Genomic DNA, 17121 nt, shown 5'->3' on the forward strand with positions numbered 1-17121 from the left:
CCGATCACTCAAACATAAATTCATATCCCTTATAGTCGAATGCATTTCTGAACCCCAGCTTCTCCGCGACGGCCACCGAAGGGGTGTTTGACTCCATACAGTCCCAATACGGGAGAAGACCGCGCTCCAGACAATCTTCCGCGAAAGCAAGCGCTGCATGCTGTGCAAGCTTCTTGCCCTGGTGCTCCTTCAGTGTCTCGATATCCACACAGTGGACATGATCCACGACAAATCCGGAAAAACAGACACTGACCACCTGACTTTTATAAACCGCACAATAACCGATACCCGTATTCAAGAAGGCCTCCGGTGACGGCCAGAACTCGAGTATTTTGGAATGCAGAAACCCGATGTTGCTGATCGATTGATTCCTGTTGTTGTAGAGCGGCCGGTCGATTTTTTCGATTTTGTACCCTTCTTCAAGAGGATGTTCCAAACCGGAAATAAAGTCATCTTTATGTAAGGTATAGACCTTCTGATTCCAGGTCCCTAACTTCCTGGATTCAAACACCTTTTCAATCGTCTGATCCCACTTGGGGTGGTTCCCGACCCCTTCAAACCAAGCCAGTCCCACCTTCTCCGCCTCCGGCTTTATCACGGTATCGATGAAATGATGGATCTCAGCATTGAACCCTTCATTTTTTTCATCCCCAATAAACAAAAATCCATCGTTGTTGCCCAGCCAGATCAGCCCGGAAGCAGGAGACTCCACATCATCCACAAATATCCGCCCCGGATTTACCCCTTCAACGATCGCTTGCGCTTCCAGCTGACCCTGCTTATTCAACAAACCCCTGCACTTCTTAAATTCGGCTCGTTTTAATTCTGTAATCATTGGTTCACCCCCTTGCATACCGCTCCCTCTTATCCCAGTATGTCTAAGATATCCTGGGGTTTCTCAAAGTTGTATGTTGCGGATATCTTCTCCGGATGTTTGCAGCCCCATAATGCCACTCCGAAGTCGATCCCCGCATCTCTTGCACATTCATAGTCGTAAACCGTATCCCCGATATAGATGGAGGTTTCCGGGTCTGCTCCAGATATCTCCAGAAACTTTAATAAGGGGTCCGGGTTGGGTTTGTGTTTTTCTGTGTCATCGGCAGAGACCGTGTAGGTCATATAATCCGAAAGCCCGAACGGTTCAAAGTCATCTATAATTTCCTGATTCGTCTTTGACGTCACGATTCCCTGAACCAGGTTTCTGTTCTCTAAGGTCTCCATTACTTCTTTCATGCCGTCAAAGACCTTAATCTCATGAAAGAAGTCTTTCATGAAATGATTCCAGCGCTCGTTTGCGTGATCAATATCCTGGATATTCAGCTTTGGCAGTGAACTGGAGCCGGGAATCCCGAGAACAAAAGTCAGATCTTCAAGCTGCACCTGTTTGCCGTAGTCCTCTTTCAGCATTTTCTGAAGTGAGCCCAACACTGCTTTTTCCGTATCAATCAGTGTTCCATCAACGTCGAAAATAATGGTTTTGTACACTCGATCCATCTCCTTATCGCTGTTTATTCGGCTCAAACGGGCTCTCGGAGAACCGTTCCGGCAGCGGCTGGTCCACGCCATATCTGGCAAACTCGGTGTCCTGATCCGGATATTGCGCCTCTACAAGCTGAAGCGTTTCTTCAAGCACTTCCCGAAGACTCCCGGCCGCCACGGTTGGTGACTCCCGATACATTTCCCTTAGCCGCCACTCCAGGTTCTCCGGCTTGACCGGCAGCTCATGAAGACGCTTGAACATCCATTTATAAGTCGGGAAGTAGGAGCCGTTCAGCGCGAGCAGGACGATAAAGAGGCTGGAATGGATGTTGCTCAGGATGTTGAAGAAAGCCGCCGGGTTGTTGCGGTGGGCTGCGAAGTGGAGCTGGCGCAGGTGGAAGTGCGGAAGGTACTCGCCCAGGAAGCGGCGGGCCAGTTCATCCGGGTACTGCTCTGTCCTTGCCTGCCACACCTGTACCAGATCCTCACCGTAAAGAGGGATGCCGGTGCGCACCGTATCGACCACATTGTTGTCCCCGAGATCCGTGCTGAAGCTCTTCAGCACCCGCTCCATGACCTCTTCTTCCACTGACACCGATTTGTGCCACAGGTCCACCGGGAAGTTTCCAATTTCGAGGGCGCTCTCGTGACCATGGTCGATCATTGGATACCGATGGACAGCCCCCAGTTCCCCGGCGATGGCCCGTTTTTCCTCCGTGCCCGGCGGCCGGTCCCAGTAGGCGATCAGTTCCAGGTCCGAATACACGTCAGAATATCCGCGTGCCGCGGAGCCGCCGACCATTACCGCCCGGATGCCGGTTTTCTTTCTCAGTTTCTCTGTGAGCATTCGCGCGGCATCCAGTCTCCATTCCGTCTGGTGGTCCATCCTCCCCAACTCCCTTCACTTCTTGCCTCTCACTTTACCAATCTGTGGATTCGCTGTCATTCTTCGTCCGGGATTCCGTTTGCCCGTCCCGAACCGGGGAATAGAAAACTATTCTTAAGATTCCGGGGTGACAGACAATGAAAAAGGTCGGAATGCTTGCGCTCATCGGTTTTATCGCGGGTTTGGTAATGATTGCGGTCATGAAGGTGATTCAATGGGTGACCGGGAGCCCCGCGTATGTGCTTCTGTTCAACTTTGACTACATACCGGTCGTGAACACATGGGAGCCCGTCTGGCTGGTCGGGTTCATGTTCCACAACATCACCTGCATCGCGAGCGTGGTCGTGCTGTATTACATGCTAAGGCCGTTCGGAATGGAAAATCAGATCGCACCGTATATCGCGGTCTATTCGATCGGCGGCGGACTGCTGTTTTCACTTACCGCGCTGTCCGAGCAGCCGCCGGACTTCTCAGACGGCGAGGCATGGATCTGGTGGACGCTCGGCCACGCCGTGTTCGGCTGGGCAGTCGGCGGGCTCATCAAGCGTTGGATCAGTTCCTCGGGTTTAAGGCGTAAGGAATTTGTCTCTATAAACCGGGCTTAGTTCACTCCATACATCGAACCGGTTGCCATCCGGGTCGGCAAACACGAAATTCCGCCCGGCGTGGCCCCGGTCTTCGATGTCGCCGACATTGACTCCTTTAACCCTGAATTCCCCATGGACGGATTCAAGTGCCTCCAGGCCATCCACCTCAAAGGTTAGCGAAAAGCGCTCCGCGCCATGGATATCGGTGAAATTCGAACGCTCGCCTTCTGCTGCTTTTACTAGAAAGAAGCTTTGGCCTGCAAGATTAATGATCGCTTTGTCCTCATCCCGGTAACTGACTTCCGCATCCAAATGCTCCGCGTACCATCCGGCCGACCGGTCCACATCCGATACGGGAACGTAGACGGTCCCGACTCTCAACAACTTTCCGCTCATCGATATCCCTCCTGAAAGCTTGTTCAGTTAACATTCTCTTTCCCGTCCCGGTTCTCCTTCAGACAGCAAGAAGCCTCCAAACCATGATTGGTTCGGAGGCTTCTTTTTTAATTCTCCACTTTCGTCCTGTTCGACAATGCGATCAGTGCCGGTAGCAGGATCGGCATCATGATGAAGGCCAGGAGGACAAGCCCGACGATGACGACCATCGCGACCTGGATGAGCGTCAGGATGCCTGACGGAATCAGTGCGGCGAACGTGCCGCCAAGGATGATCGCGGCCGAGATGACGACGCTCCCGATGTGGCGGGCGGCGTCGACGATCGCAGTCTTCGGATCGCCCCCGGTCTCCTTATAGCGCATCATGAGGAAGATGCTGTAGTCAACGCCCAGCGCGACGATCATGATGAAGCTGAAGAACGGCACGTTCCAGCCTAGTTCGCCCATGCCGAGGAACCAGTTGCTCAGCAACTCGGTCGCACCGAGCGCCGTGAAGTACGACAGAATGAGCGAAATGATGATGAAGACCGGCTGGAGAATGGAGCGCGTGATCAAGATCAGCACGATTGCGATGCCGATCAGCATGATCGCTGCCGTCCGGCTAAAGTCACCCGCCGACATCTCCTGCAGGTCAGCGTTCTGTGAAGACTTGCCGCCGACGGCCAGTTCCGCATCCGCCAGTTCCGTGCCCTTCACCGCCGACTGTGCCTGGTCACGGACCACCTGGACGACATCCATCGCTTCCGCGGAAAACGGATTGACGTCGAGGATGACCGTCATCTGTGCGGTCTTCCGGTCAGGTGACATATACATGTCGATTGCCTCCTGGAAGTCCTCACCTTCAAGGACGTCTTGCGGAACGTAGAACGTGCCGGAAGCTTCGGAGTCGCTCAGGCCGCCGAGGAAGCTCTGCGCCTCTTCAAGCCCTTCGCTGATCTGACCGAGGCCTTCTGTGCTTGCCGCGAGGCCGGATTGAAGCTGGCCCATCTTTTCCTGAAGGTCGGAAAGCCCCGCCATCAGCTGCCTCTGTCCGTCATTGACCGTATCGAGCCCGGTCGCGAGCCCGCCGGATTCCTGCTGGATCCGTCCGGCACCGGTTGCCCCCTCATTCAGGCCCGATTCCAGTTCAGAGGCACCCGACTGAAGCTGGCCGACTCCTGTCTGCAGGGTGCCCAGGCCGTCTTCCACGGACTGGAGCGAGGCGTTCGCTTCGCGGAACTTGGCAAGCACGCCCTCATACTGCGGCGTCATCTCGTCCAGTTGGGCGGTCAGGCCGGCGAGCTGTTCCTGTGCCGCTTTGGCCGTCCCGAGCGCCTGCCGGACATTCGGGTCCTGTGCCATGTCCGGATTGCTTTCGATCAGTGCGTTGAGCGAGGTCTCGATCTGTCCGAACGCTCCCTGGGCACCGGTCACCGCCTCGCGGATGCCGTTGAAGGACTGCGTGAACGAGCCGAGACCCGATTCGATCGCTGTGTAGCCGTCATGAAGTTCGGCAACTCCATTTTGAAGGGTCCGGACATTTTCATTGACCGAGGCAAGTCCCTGCCGGATATCTCCGGCACCGGCAGCCCCGTCCTGCATGCCGGACGTTACCTGGCCGAGGGCATCCTGAAGGGAAGCGGCGCCTCTCCTCAATTCGCCGGTGCCGTCAATCAGGCGCTGGACATTGGAGAGGTCGGTGCTGCTTCCGCCGACGACCTGCCCTTCCGCATCCGTCAGTCCGCGACGAAGTTCTTCGACGCCCGACTTCGCATCGCCGATACCGCTGTTGAGTGTCCTCGACTGGTCGTCGATATAAAGTTCCCCGATACGTTCGCCGGCCGGACGGGTCGGCGCGAGAACCTCGGAGACACCATCGACCTTTCCGAGCTTGGCGGCCAGTTCATCCAGCGTCTTCAGCGCTTCCTGCGAATCCATCGGTTCATCCGTCTGGATCATCACAGTCGCGGGAGATGAAAAGCCGGGTTCGAAGTGCTTTTCAATCACATTGATGCCCTGCTTGGACTCGTATTTGTCGTCCACTTCATACAGGTCGTTGTAGTTCAGCGTCCCGTCATGCAGAAGGATGAACGGCACGCAGACAGCAAGTGTGAACAGCAGCGCGAGAAACGGCCGGAGCACCGACTGTCTGGACAGGAAATGCCAGAGCCTGCTGTCGCCGTGCCCTTCGAACGTCTTCGACGGCCAGAACATCTTACGCCCGAGCAAAGCCATGAAGAACGGATTCAGCGTCATGAGGACGAGCAGCAGCACTGCGACACCGATGCCGATTGCAGACGTCGACTGATACAGCGAGAACTCGGCAAGCGCGAGCACCGCTACACCGATCATGACCGCGACGCCGCTGTAGAGAACGGTCTTGCCGGCAGTCCGGTACGTTTCAATAAGGGCGGCGACCTTGCTTTCCTGGCAGCTCAGTTCTTCTTTGAAGCGCGTGAACAGCAGAATGTTGTAGTCGGTCCCGATTCCAAACAGGATGACGACGAGGAACACCTGCGTGAAGTTGGAAAACGGAAAGTCCCATTTGTCGACCATCTGCGTGACGACGCCGAGCGAGACGAGGTACGACACTCCGACGCCAAGCAGCGAGATAAACGGCACGACCGGGGAGCGGAACACCGCGATCAGGATCAGCACGATAAAGACGACCGCAATCAGCTCAGTCTTTTTCACGCCATCTTGCGTCGAGCTCGAAAAGTCATCGGAAATCAGACCGGCGCCGGTCAGGTACGTGTCGATTCCTTTCGCCTTCACCGCTTCCCCAATGTCTTTCCGGACGTCCTTCAGCTCACCCTGCGCCTGGTCGACCGAGATCTGTGTCAGGTAAGTCGTCCCGTCTTCGGACACAAGCTGGGCCTCCGCCTGCTCGCTGTCAAATGGCGTCAGGAGATCCGTGATTCCGAGTGTCTTCCGGTCTGATTCCAGTCCCTCAATGACGGACCGGATCTCCTCGACCTGGGTTTCGGTCAGTACCTCATCATTGCCGCTGTTAAAGATGGCAATCAGCTCATACCGGTCCCCATCGCCGCTCAGGTCTTTCGCCATCTCATCCGCAACGACGCTCTGGAATGAGTCGGGAATCGAGACCTGACCTTTTTCCCGTACCAGCTGTTCCATGTCCGGCATAGTGACGACGGCCAGCACCGTGGCCGCCAGCCAGAGCACGAGCGCCGTGATTCTTGCTGTCTTTGATTTCATCATCGGATCACCTTTCATTATCAGCATGAGGAATGAATGTTCATTCCGTTCATTGCGAGTTCCGGAATGAAGATTCATTCCGCTTTGCCCGGGAAGAACCGTCAGCTCTCGCTGACGGCGTCCCAGCAGCTATTTTCGATGCCGGACAGCAGTTCATCGGCCGGCTCAAGCGTCCCGTCTTCGAACATGCGGGACAGATGGAAAATCGTCCCGTATACGATTGCAATAAAAGCCTGCGATGGCAAATCGCGCAGCAGCCCGGCTTTCTTTCCCTCATCGAGATGGCTTTCGATAAAGTCCATGAAACCTTCGAAATCTGCCTTGCTCTGCTCATCTAGAAAATAGGCATTCGCCGTTGCATTGATGAACCGGAAAGCTTCCGGATTCTCCCGGGAATAGCGGATCAGCCGGTAAAACACATGGCGAAACTTCTGCCGGAAATCCTCCTGCTCCGGGAAGCCGTCCCTGAGCGTGGCCGCAAACCGGGCCACAGATCCACGGAACAGCTCGTTAACCAGCTTCTGCTTGTTCTCAAAATAACGGTAGATCGTCCCCGCACCAACCCTTGCCTCTTCGGCGATCATCGGCACCGTCGTCCCGTCATACCCGCGCTCGGCAAACAGTTTCTGCGCGGCTCTCAGTATTGTTTCATGCTTACTCTCCGCCACTGGATCCCTCCTGTTCCCCCCGGTCAACCGAGACCGGAATGAACGTTCATTCCTACATTATAGTCCGCATCTCTCAAATTGCAAGTGCATGATGCTTTTTTGTTCATAAGAAGAAAAAGCCGCCTATTCCAGGCGGCTTTTCAAACAATCAGCTGTTCAGTTTGTTGTAGGCAACTGCAATTCCCGTGCCGACTTTTGCGTTGTGCTTCACAAGCGCGATGTTGGCGACCAGGCTCTTGCCTTCGGTGAGTTCCTTCACTTTGCCGAGGAGGAACGGAGTCGTCTCCTTGCCGGAAATGCCGTTCTCTTGCGCTTCCTTCAGGGCGTTCTCGATGATGCCGTTGATGAATGCCGGGTCGAGCTCATCCTCTTCCGGAATCGGGTTCGCGATGACCGCGCCGCCTTCCAGGCCGAGGTCCCACTTCGCCTTCAGCATGCCGGCCACTTCTTCCGCGCTGTCCGTGCTGATGCTGAGCGGGAAGCCGCTCTTGCGCGTGAAGAATGCCGGAAGCTCGTCCGTGCCGTAGCCGACGACAGGAACACCCTTCGTCTCAAGGTATTCGAGCGTAAGGCCGATGTCGAGGATCGACTTGGCGCCTGCGCAGACGACGGCGACATTCGTCTTCCCGAGTTCGTCGAGGTCTGCGGAGATGTCCATCGTCGTTTCCGCTCCGCGGTGTACGCCGCCGATGCCGCCGGTGACAAACACCCGGATGCCGGCAAGGTCCGCGCAGATCATCGTCGCTGCGACTGTTGTCGCGCCGAGCTGCTTCGTTGCAAGCAGGTAGCCGATGTCGCGGCGGGATGCCTTTGCGACATTGTCCGCATTGCCGAACATTTCAAGCTCCTTATCGGACAGGCCAATCTTGATCTTGCCGTCAATCAGAGCCATCGTCGCAGGGACGGCGCCGCCATCGCGGACAATCTGCTCAACTTCGCGGGCGGTCTGTACGTTCTGCGGGTATGGCATGCCGTGGGAGATGATTGTCGACTCAAGCGCCACGATCGGCTTGCCTGCTTCAATCGCTTCTTGTACTTCCTTGGAAAATTCGAGATATTGTTTCATCGGAGTTCCTCCATTTCAGTTTTAAGTTGTTCAGCGGACAGCTCCGGCCGCACCGTCGCGCCCGAAGCGAGTGTTTTCGCCGCATTTACAAGTCCGCAGCGGATTTTCTCATCAAAATCGAGACCTGACAGGTGTCCGTGAAGTACACCCGATACGAACGCATCGCCCGCACCGGTTACGTCTTCCACATGGATATCGCTGATCGCAGGATAGTGACGGATCCCGTCCCTGTTCCCTGCCATGACGCCCCTTGCACCTGACGTCACGACCGCGTTTTCGACCCCTTTGTCCAATAAGAACCGAACCGCTTCTTTCCAGGAAGACTCGTCTTCCACCGGGACACCGGTATAGGTTTCCGTTTCATCCCGGTTGCAGACAAGCCAGGTGATGCCTTTCAGATCGTCCGGCATCCGGTCCATCTTCGGCGAGGACACCGGGACGACCGCAAGTTCCGTTCCGCTCTGGCGGGACAGTTCCTGCACATGGGCGACCGTCTCCTTCGGACAGTTCAGGTCAATCACGGCAAGAGCCGACCGTGTGAGGACCGATGCATGGGCGTCGATATAGTCCGGCGACAGGTCGTCATAGATGTCCATATCCGCCATGGCAACGACCATTTCGCCGTCCGGATTCAGGACAGCGGAGTACGAGCCCGTTGTCCTGCCCGGCAGCAGCGCCACATCGGTCAGCTCCACATGGGACGAGGTCGCCTGCTCGATGCGCTGCCAGTCGGCATCATTGCCCGCCACCGTCAGAAGGCTCACCGGATGGCCGAGCCGTCCGATGTTTTCCGCGACATTGCGTGCGACGCCGCCGACCGACGAAGTCACCGTGGACGGGTTTGATGTTCCTGCCTGCGCAGATGCATTGAGGTGGAACTTCCGGTCGACATTCGCCCCGCCGATCGCGACGACATGGTTATCGTCTGCGAGAATATAGGCCCGCCCCCGGATGACTCCGCGCCGCATCAGTCCGGAAATCAGGTTTGCCAGTGCCGGCCGTGAGATGCCGAGCGTTTCCGCCATCTCCTGCTGGGAGAGGTACGGATTACGCCGGATCAGTTCTACGATGGCCGCTTCTTTCTCATTCATCCCCGGCACTCCTTCCCCTAACATTTGTTTCGATTATAAACTTTTGATTAATAACCGTCAACTGTTTGTATTTTATACAAATGTTTAAACACGACAAGCCCGGCTGCATCATCTTTCCCCTACTTGCTGTAAAAAAACCGTCCGGTTCATTCAGAGGGACGGTCTTTCCCTAATGACCAGGCCTGTGATATCGACCAGCCTGTGCTCTCCGAATGCGCAGCAAACAAACGTCTCCCAATTCCCCGGAATCAAAAATCCGCCCGGAATTCATTCCGGACGGATCGATTATTCACTTAAGCTTCCAAGCCCATTTCCGTACGGACGACTTCCGCGATGCGGTTCACGTAGCTGGCGGCTTCTTCCTCGGACTGTGCTTCGACCATGACGCGCACGAGCGGCTCGGTACCAGATGGACGAACGAGGACGCGGCCGTTGCCCGCCATGTCCTTCTCCACTTCCGAGATGACGGCGGCAACTTTGGCGTTGTCCGTGACGGCATGCTTGTCGGTGACGCGGACGTTCACGAGTTCCTGAGGGAACATCTGGACGTCCGACGCGAGGTCGGACAGCGTCCGGCCGGTCATCTTCAGGACATTGACCAGCTGGAGCGCAGTCAGCAGGCCGTCGCCTGTCGTGTTGTAGTCGAGCATGATAATGTGGCCGGATTGCTCACCGCCCAGGTTGTAGCCGTTCTTTTTCATCTCTTCTACGACATAGCGGTCGCCGACGGCTGTCTTGACGCTATCCATATCATAGTCACCGATCGCTTTGTAGAAGCCGAGGTTGCTCATGATGGTGGAGACGACCGTATTCTTGTCTAGCCGGCCTTCGTCTTTCAGGTGGCGCGCCAGAATGAACAGGATCTGGTCGCCATTGACGATTTCGCCGTTTTCATCGACAGCGATCAGGCGGTCGCCGTCACCGTCGAAGGCAAGGCCGATGTCGGCACCTTTGTCCCCCACAAAATCGGATAGCACCTCGGGATGGGTCGAGCCGCAGCCATCATTGATGTTCAGGCCGTTCGGCGAGGAGCCCATCGACGAGATGTCCGCGTCCAGGTCGGCGAACAGATGGGTCGCAAGGGACGACGTTGCGCCGTGTGCGCAGTCAAGCGCAACATGGATGCCGGTGAAGTCCTCGTCGACCGTCTGCTTGAGGTACTGGATATACTTCTGTCCGCCCTCCTTGTAATCGGTGACTGTGCCAAGAGCGGCACCGGTCGGGCGCGGCAGTTCGTCGGTTTCCTTGTCCAGCAGCTCTTCGATCTCCGCTTCCTGCTCGTCGCTCAGCTTGTAGCCGTCGCCGCCGAAGAATTTGATGCCGTTGTCTTCCACCGGGTTGTGCGATGCAGAGATCATGACACCGGCATCCGCGCTCATGGCGCGGGTCAGGTAGGCGACGCCCGGCGTGCTGATGACGCCGAGCAGCATGACGTCCGCCCCGATCGACAAAAGACCCGCGACGAGCGCGTTCTCGAGCATATGACCGGAGATCCGGGTGTCGCGGCCGATCAGGACCTGCGGCTTGCCGGATGCATGTTGCGTGAGGATATATCCGCCGTAGCGGCCGAGCTTGAATGCGAGTTCCGGTGTCAGGCCTTCATTGGCGACACCGCGCACCCCGTCTGTTCCGAAGTATTTTCCCATCATGACTCTCTCCTTCACTGTTGACGTTCATTTATGTTTCAGGCGGCAGCGATGCGGACCGTGACCCGTCCCGGAGCCGGTTCGGCTTTGATGCCGGATGGCCCGTCCACATGCACCACGAGTGATGCTTCTCCTTCACTGATGCCGCCCGCATTGACAAATAGCTTAAAATCGCCGGATTGGGCGCTTTCCACTTCACTTTTCGGACCCCGGATCTTGAGGGAGAGCGACCCGTCCGGCTGGATGACCTCTCCGGTCTGCCCTTCCTCAAGACCCCGGACTTCTACCGCAAGTCCGTCGAGGGTGCCGGATGTCTCTTCATCGGCAGCTTCGCTGTCTCCTGTGCCGGATTCGTTGCTCTGGGCCTGGGCGGTATCCTCGCTGCCGGATGATCCGGCAGCCGGGTTTTCCGCGTCGGCCGCTTCCTCCGACGGTTCGGCCTCGGCCACCTGTTCTTCATCGTCTTCGGTCGCTTCCGCCGTTTCCTCGTCATTATCGTTGACCGTCGCACGGACGTCCACATCGATCGATCCCGGAGACACCTTGGTGACCCCGGCCGGTTTCTTGAGTTCCACGGTCACTTTCCCGCTTGCTGTTACTTTCGAAACATCGACTGAGACCGGAAGCTCGCCGATCTCATCCAACACATTCCTCGGGCCAAACAGCTTGACGGTTTCTGTTGCCGTATTGATGGATTCGATGGTGACGCCTTCCTTCGGTGTGCCGGATTGCTCCAGCGAGACCGGCACTGAACGGGAGTACTCGGAAATGTCCGCCTTGACCGTTACTTCGGCCGGCTCGATGATGACGTTCATTTTATTCAGGTCGCGGTCGAGCACGCGAACGCTTGCCTTCTGTTCGATTGACTCGTCCACGCCCGGGTCGGTCGTGACCGACGCCTTGACAAAGCTGATGGACTCGATGACGCTCTTGGCACCTGTGACCATGACGGTCGACGGCTCCGCCTCAAGCGAGTTGATGACATGGTTTTCCGCGAGCAACCGCTCGTTCATCTCCGGATCCACCCGGAATTCCCGGCTGATCCGCTCTTCGATGACGACTTCGACTGTTTCAGGATCAATCGAAACATCAAGCTTTTCCGACAGATTCTCCGTGTACACCCTGACTTCATGGGAGCCCATTGTGAGCGCGCGGAGGTCGACGAACACCGTGAAGTCCTTGAGTGTCCTGGTCGTCCGGACGAGATTGCCGGGCCCTTCGATGGTGACGCTGACCGTCTCGGGTGCTCCCGTGACGACCGTATTTTCATCATCATAATACACTTCAAGCGGCACATCCTGCAGGACGGCGATATCCAGCCCGCCTGCGGCGCGGCTTCCCTGCTCCTCATCCGACTGCACGACGAGGAACATCAGGCCGGCGAAGAACAGGGCGATGCCGCGGATAAACCACGGATTATCCATGAACTTATCCATTCTTCTTCCCTCCCCGTTTCCGCTTCGAGGCGGCCTGCGGCTCAGGCGCCGGGCCGAACCACATCTTCCGGAGCAATGTTTCGAACTCCTCAGGCGGCAGGTTGCGGTGAAGGTCCCCGTTGCGCGTCAGGCTGACCGCACCGGTTTCCTCGGAGACGACGATCGTGATGGCGTCGGTCACCTCGCTCAGGCCGAGCGCTGCGCGGTGGCGCGTGCCGAGCTCTTTTGAGATAAACGGGCTTTCCGACAGCGGCAGGTAGCAGGCCGCTGCCGCGATGCGCTCCTGCTGGACGATGACCGCCCCGTCATGGAGCGGCGTATTCGGGATGAAAATGTTGATGAGGAGCTCCGACGTCAGATTGGAATGCATCGGGATTCCGGTCTCGATATACTCCGACAGCCCTGTCTCCCGCTCGATCGAGATCAGCGCGCCGATGCGCCGCTTCGCCATATAGCCGACAGATTTCGTGACGGCTTCGACGAGGCGGTCCCGCTCCTCTTCCTCCGCCATGCTGCTCCGGGCAAACAGCTTCCCTCGCCCGATCTGCTCAAGCGCTCGCCTGAGCTCAGGCTGGAAGATGATGATGACCGCGAGGAACCCCCACGTCAGCACCTGTTCCATGATCCAGTACATGGTCGTCAGGCCCAGCTGTTTCGTGACGAACCAGGCGATGACGACAACGAACACGCCTTTCAGCAGCTGTACGGCCTTCGTGCCCTTGATGATGGTAATCAGTTTATAAAGAACGTACCAGACCAGAAGAATGTCCAGGATATTCACCAGGACTTCCACCCAGGTCAGGTCCGTAAAACGCTCAAAGAACGCCACAGGCATCCCCGCCTTTTCTTAACACTTGCATATCGAATAGTATACCATAACGGGCCGTATCCCCGCTCGGCTGAGGGAGACTTTTGGCGGCACGAATTGGTTTCCCGGAGACTGGCGGTACCGGCCGGATTCCGGTCGTGCCGGTGAGAACGGATCAGTGTCCTGGCGATCAGTGTGGTTCGTTGCTACGGATATTGTCAGTAAAACTATTTTCCTATAACAATATTTCATATTCCCTCATTTTGACTTATAATTATCGATAGAGGGGACCGGGTATTTTTTCTTACTTCCCGGTCCGCATCAACATCATGGAGTGTGAGTGAACATGAGGAATTTGGGCCGTTTCGAGTCACTGAATGGCCGGACGGCAAGGAAGGACATCCTCGCCGGCATCACGGTCGGGATTGTCGCCATCCCGCTCGGCATGGCTTTCGCAATCGCATCGGGTGTGAAGCCTGAATACGGCATTTACACGACTGTGATCGCCGGGCTGCTTGTGGCACTTCTCGGCGGTTCCCGCTTCCAGATCGCGGGCCCTACGGGTGCGTTCATCCCGATTCTGCTCGCCATCGTCCTGGAATACGGTTATGAGGATCTGCTTGTTGCAGGCTTCATGGCCGGTGTGTTCCTCGTCATCATGTCGTTTCTTAAGATCGGGGACCTGATCCATTTCGTCCCGAGGGCAGTGACAATCGGCTTCACCGCCGGGATTGCCGTTACGATCTTTACCGGCCAGATCGGCAACTTCCTTGGCCTCGAGGGCGTGGAGCGGCGGGAATTCTTCCACGAGAACATGTGGGAAATTCTCCGTAACATCGGCACATTCAACGGGTATGCGTTTCTGACGGCGGCAATCGGGCTTGCCGTGATCCTCCTCCTGCCCCGGATTGCGCCGCGTGTCCCGCTATTCCTCGCTGCACTTCTCATTCCGACACTTGTGTCGGTGCTTTTCTATCCGGGCCAGCTCCCGACGATCGGGACAGCCTACGGCGGCATCCCGCAGCAGCTGCCGGAGTTCCGCCTTCCTGAAATCACGGGCGGCAAGATCCTCGAGCTGTGGCAGCCGGCGCTCATCATTGCAGCACTCGGTGCGATTGAATCGCTGCTGTCCGCGGTCGTCGCCGATAACATGGCCGGCGGCAAAAAGTCATCTTCCAACCGCGAGCTGTTCGGGCAGGGCGTCGCCAACATGGCCGTACCGCTGTTCGGAGGTATCCCTGCGACCGGCGCCATCGCCCGCACCGCGACGAACATCCGGGCGGGGGCCATCAGCCCGTTGTCCGGTGTCGTGCAGAGCCTATTCGTCCTGCTCGTCCTGCTCATGTTCGCGCCTTTCGCCTCGCATGTGCCGCTCGCCAGCATGGCGCCGATCCTCATGCTGGTCGCATGGAACATGAGCGGTTTGCGGTCATTCATTAAGATTTCCCACCTGAAGTCCGGAGACTCGGCCGTCCTGTGGGTGACGTTCCTCCTGACCGTCTTCGTCAACCTGACCGTCGGCGTCGAGGTCGGCTTCCTCCTTGCCGTCCTGGTCTTCCTGAAAAAGATGAGCGGCAAACTGAAGCTGCAACCGGGCGAAGCCACGGCCGATGATTACATCTATAGCGGAATTCCGAAAGATTCGGTGTTCCGAACCGTACGGATCGACGGTCCGCTCTTTTTCGGGACCGCCCAGCAGTTCGAGCGTGAAATCGAAAAACAGCTCGAGAAACCCGCAGACGCCCTCATGCTCCGGCTCCAGGGACTTTCCGCACTGGATGCCGGAGGCGTCGCGGCCCTGTCACTTGCCCACGACCTCGCAGACCGCCAGGGAATCCGGCTTCTCTTCCAGGGAATCCCCGAAGAGAAAAAGATCCTGCTGAGAAAAAGCGGCCTGTATGAGAAGGTCGGAGCGGAGAATATGGTGAAATGAAACAATCCGCCGTCCCGGAATGGGGCGGCGGATTGTTTGGTGTGTGAGGTTCGGTCCTGGGTGCCTGGTCTTTCGTTGTCTCCGCCCGGACTCTCACCGGACGTGCCTGGTCTTTCATTGTCTCCGCTTGGACTCTCACGGGACATTAAAGCCAGTTTCTATGGTTGCCGGATTTTTTTCTATCAGACCGATGGTGATCGTCCCTTTTTCCATCATGTCCGGGGAATTCAAATAACTTCGGCTTATGATCGGAATTTGAATGATGTTTTTTCCTTCTTTTATCCCGGTCGATCAGTTCATCGAGCTTCCGGAGACCTTTTTCCAGTTCTGCATCAGAAAGCTCTCCCTTGGCAAACAAGCTGCAGAGCATCCCGAAAGCGATTGATTTTGTATCGATATCAATATTGACGGTCAGATCTACATCGGAATTGCCGCTGTGGCCCACGACTGTTTTGGAAAAGTTTTCAACCTTCTCTCGCTTGTCAAACTTATTTTCCCGCTTATCAAACTTACTCTCTCTATGTGATCTCTCCATGCCCATCCTCCCTCCTCACCTCATGATCAGAATTAAAGAAAGAGGGTACTAGGAGCTGACTAGTACCCTTCCATGTCCTGAAAGGTATTTTTAGAATTCGATGCGCTGATCCTGGTCGGAATCGACGTCCGAATCAGACTCGGCACGGGAACGTACTCTTGCCCTGGAGTCAGTGTCGACGTCTACGTCAATATCGACTCTGGCATTACCGCTGTTGCTGACACGGGCTCTTGCAACGTTGGTGTTCCGGTCGCTCAGACGGACATCGGTATCATTGTCCGCATCTGCCCGGGAACGGGAGCGTGCTTCGTTGTCCAGGTCGATGTCTACATTCACCTCATTGTCGCCGAAGCGATTTCTGCGGCGATTCCGATCCTCATCAAAGGACGATTCAACGTCAAAGAACGAACGATGTTTGCGCCGGTCACGGTCACGACGTCTTTTCCGGTCATGGTCCCGATCTCCGAAGAAGGAGTCGTTTCTCCAAACTTTGCTCATGATTTCCCCTCCTTTCCCAGTGCTTCTGTAATATATTCATCAGGGGAAGTCTAACTTTGGACAAATGCCTTTAACGCTTAAATTCAATGAATGGGTCAATTCCAAAAAGATATTACCCAGTCTGGGATGCTGTCTCTATTCCCTATTCCAAAGGACAAGCGCTGTCGGCTCGTACCGGTTCTCATCCTGATAGAAAATGAAAAAACGGGATTGGAAGATGTACTCTTCCAATCCCGTTTGGTTCTTTTATTCGTCTTCCTGATTTTTCGGGCCCTCGAAGACGGAGAGCCCTTCTTTGACGCCGGACTTGATCGTGTACCAGAGCCACTCAAAAGCCTGGTCGATTTCCTCGATCTGGCCGGTGACGACGGCCGTGGAGGCCATGTATTTGGAGCCGTTGATGACGGTGACGTCACCCTCGACTTCCCCTTCAATATGCAGCTCTCCATTTCTCACAAAGAGGTCGCCTTCAACCTTCTCGCCTTCGGGAACGATGACTTTGTTCCCTTCGACGACAAGGTTCGGCTGGGTGGACACGGCCAGCTGCTGGTCGGATGTATTAAAATTCGAGAACAGGGCGAGCCCGGCGAGGAGCATGAACATGGCCGCAGCGGCGAGCATCGGATGGCGGCCGAACCAGCGGCGCAAGCCTGCACTCTGACGCTCCTTCGGCAGCGATGCCATAATGCGATCGCTAAGCCCTTCGGGTGCCTCGACGTGTGCTGCGCTTTTCAGGAATGCGACCGAACGGCTGAGCTGGTCCATATGTTCCTGGCAGTCCGGACATTTTTCGAGATGCTCTTTCAGAATCTGCTCGTCCCGGCGGGTGATTTCCCCGTCCAGATAATCATGCATGTACTGGACAATTTCTTCCGGACACGGTTTCATCCCGATT

16 protein-coding genes are annotated in these 17121 nt (G+C 56.4%); 2 read left to right on the forward strand and 14 right to left on the reverse strand.

The genetic code is table 11. The annotated features are described in order from the left end of the window. Nucleotides 1-4 precede the first annotated feature (4 nt). From AV656_RS11915 to AV656_RS11925, 3 genes are read right to left on the reverse strand one after another with little or no spacing between them, the layout of a single operon-like run. Nucleotides 5-835 carry a GNAT family N-acetyltransferase gene (locus AV656_RS11915; RefSeq protein WP_063182247.1) on the reverse strand — a complete coding sequence of 277 codons (831 nt, stop codon included), beginning with the start codon at nt 833-835 and terminating at the stop codon, nt 5-7. Nucleotides 836-864: 29 nt separating this feature from the next. Continuing rightward, nucleotides 865-1485 (reverse strand): HAD family hydrolase, encoded by a 621-nt coding sequence (locus tag AV656_RS11920; RefSeq protein WP_063182249.1) that lies wholly within the window; start codon nt 1483-1485, stop codon nt 865-867. Between the two features lie 13 nt (nt 1486-1498). Further along, entirely contained in the window at nt 1499-2365 is an 867-nt protein-coding gene (locus tag AV656_RS11925) for a hypothetical protein (protein ID WP_063182251.1), read from the reverse strand. 137 nt (nt 2366-2502) lie between these two features. On the opposite strand from AV656_RS11925, the gene AV656_RS11930 reads away from it, so the two are divergent. After that, complete coding sequence (locus AV656_RS11930) at nt 2503-2970, forward strand: hypothetical protein (protein ID WP_063182253.1); 468 nt, start codon at nt 2503-2505, stop codon at nt 2968-2970. Here AV656_RS11930 and AV656_RS11935 read toward each other — a convergent pair. The 8 genes from AV656_RS11935 to cdaA form a co-directional block, all read right to left on the reverse strand. Further along, on the reverse strand, nt 2932-3348 hold the full coding sequence (locus AV656_RS11935; protein ID WP_063182255.1) for a VOC family protein: 417 nt from the start codon (nt 3346-3348) through the stop codon (nt 2932-2934). The genes AV656_RS11930 and AV656_RS11935 overlap by 39 nt on opposite strands. A gap of 107 nt (nt 3349-3455) precedes the next feature. Further along, on the reverse strand, nt 3456-6548 hold the full coding sequence (locus AV656_RS11940; RefSeq protein WP_063182991.1) for an MMPL family transporter: 3093 nt from the start codon (nt 6546-6548) through the stop codon (nt 3456-3458). A gap of 98 nt (nt 6549-6646) precedes the next feature. Continuing rightward, nucleotides 6647-7213, reverse strand: a complete 567-nt coding sequence (locus AV656_RS11945; protein ID WP_063182257.1) for a TetR/AcrR family transcriptional regulator — start codon at nt 7211-7213, stop codon at nt 6647-6649. A 148-nt stretch (nt 7214-7361) separates the two neighbouring features. Next, nucleotides 7362-8279, reverse strand: coding sequence for a pseudouridine-5'-phosphate glycosidase (locus AV656_RS11950; RefSeq protein ID WP_063182259.1), 918 nt, complete (start codon nt 8277-8279; stop codon nt 7362-7364). Then, nucleotides 8276-9370 (reverse strand): carbohydrate kinase, encoded by a 1095-nt coding sequence (locus AV656_RS11955; RefSeq protein WP_063182261.1) that lies wholly within the window; start codon nt 9368-9370, stop codon nt 8276-8278. Before AV656_RS11955 ends, AV656_RS11950 begins: the two co-directional genes overlap by 4 nt. 293 nt (nt 9371-9663) lie before the next feature. Then, nucleotides 9664-11016, reverse strand: a complete 1353-nt coding sequence (gene glmM, locus AV656_RS11960; RefSeq protein WP_063182263.1) for a phosphoglucosamine mutase — start codon at nt 11014-11016, stop codon at nt 9664-9666. Between the two features lie 38 nt (nt 11017-11054). Next, the gene (locus tag AV656_RS11965) at nt 11055-12452 is read right to left on the reverse strand and encodes a YbbR-like domain-containing protein (protein WP_082818733.1); all 1398 of its coding nucleotides are present in this window, start codon (nt 12450-12452) and stop codon (nt 11055-11057) included. Then, on the reverse strand, nt 12445-13281 hold the full coding sequence (cdaA, locus tag AV656_RS11970; protein ID WP_063182993.1) for a diadenylate cyclase CdaA: 837 nt from the start codon (nt 13279-13281) through the stop codon (nt 12445-12447). The genes AV656_RS11965 and cdaA overlap by 8 nt, the downstream gene beginning before the upstream one ends. Before the next feature lie 325 nt (nt 13282-13606). On the opposite strand from cdaA, the gene AV656_RS11975 reads away from it, so the two are divergent. Further along, nucleotides 13607-15193 carry a SulP family inorganic anion transporter gene (locus tag AV656_RS11975; protein ID WP_063182265.1) on the forward strand — a complete coding sequence of 529 codons (1587 nt, stop codon included), beginning with the start codon at nt 13607-13609 and terminating at the stop codon, nt 15191-15193. A gap of 145 nt (nt 15194-15338) precedes the next feature. Here the strand turns inward: AV656_RS11975 and AV656_RS11980 are convergent, their stop codons facing one another. The 3 genes from AV656_RS11980 to AV656_RS11990 all read right to left on the reverse strand — a co-directional run bounded on the left by AV656_RS11980 (nt 15339) and on the right by AV656_RS11990 (nt 17114). Next, complete coding sequence (locus AV656_RS11980) at nt 15339-15728, reverse strand: hypothetical protein (RefSeq protein ID WP_063182267.1); 390 nt, start codon at nt 15726-15728, stop codon at nt 15339-15341. A 90-nt stretch (nt 15729-15818) separates the two neighbouring features. Further along, entirely contained in the window at nt 15819-16226 is a 408-nt protein-coding gene (locus tag AV656_RS11985; RefSeq protein ID WP_063182269.1) for a hypothetical protein, read from the reverse strand. A 246-nt stretch (nt 16227-16472) separates the two neighbouring features. Then, nucleotides 16473-17114 (reverse strand): anti-sigma factor family protein, encoded by a 642-nt coding sequence (locus AV656_RS11990; protein ID WP_063182270.1) that lies wholly within the window; start codon nt 17112-17114, stop codon nt 16473-16475. Nucleotides 17115-17121 lie beyond the last annotated feature (7 nt).

The organism is Bhargavaea cecembensis (assembly GCF_001619585.1).
In the GTDB taxonomy this organism is placed as follows: domain Bacteria; phylum Bacillota; class Bacilli; order Bacillales_A; family Planococcaceae; genus Bhargavaea; species Bhargavaea cecembensis_A.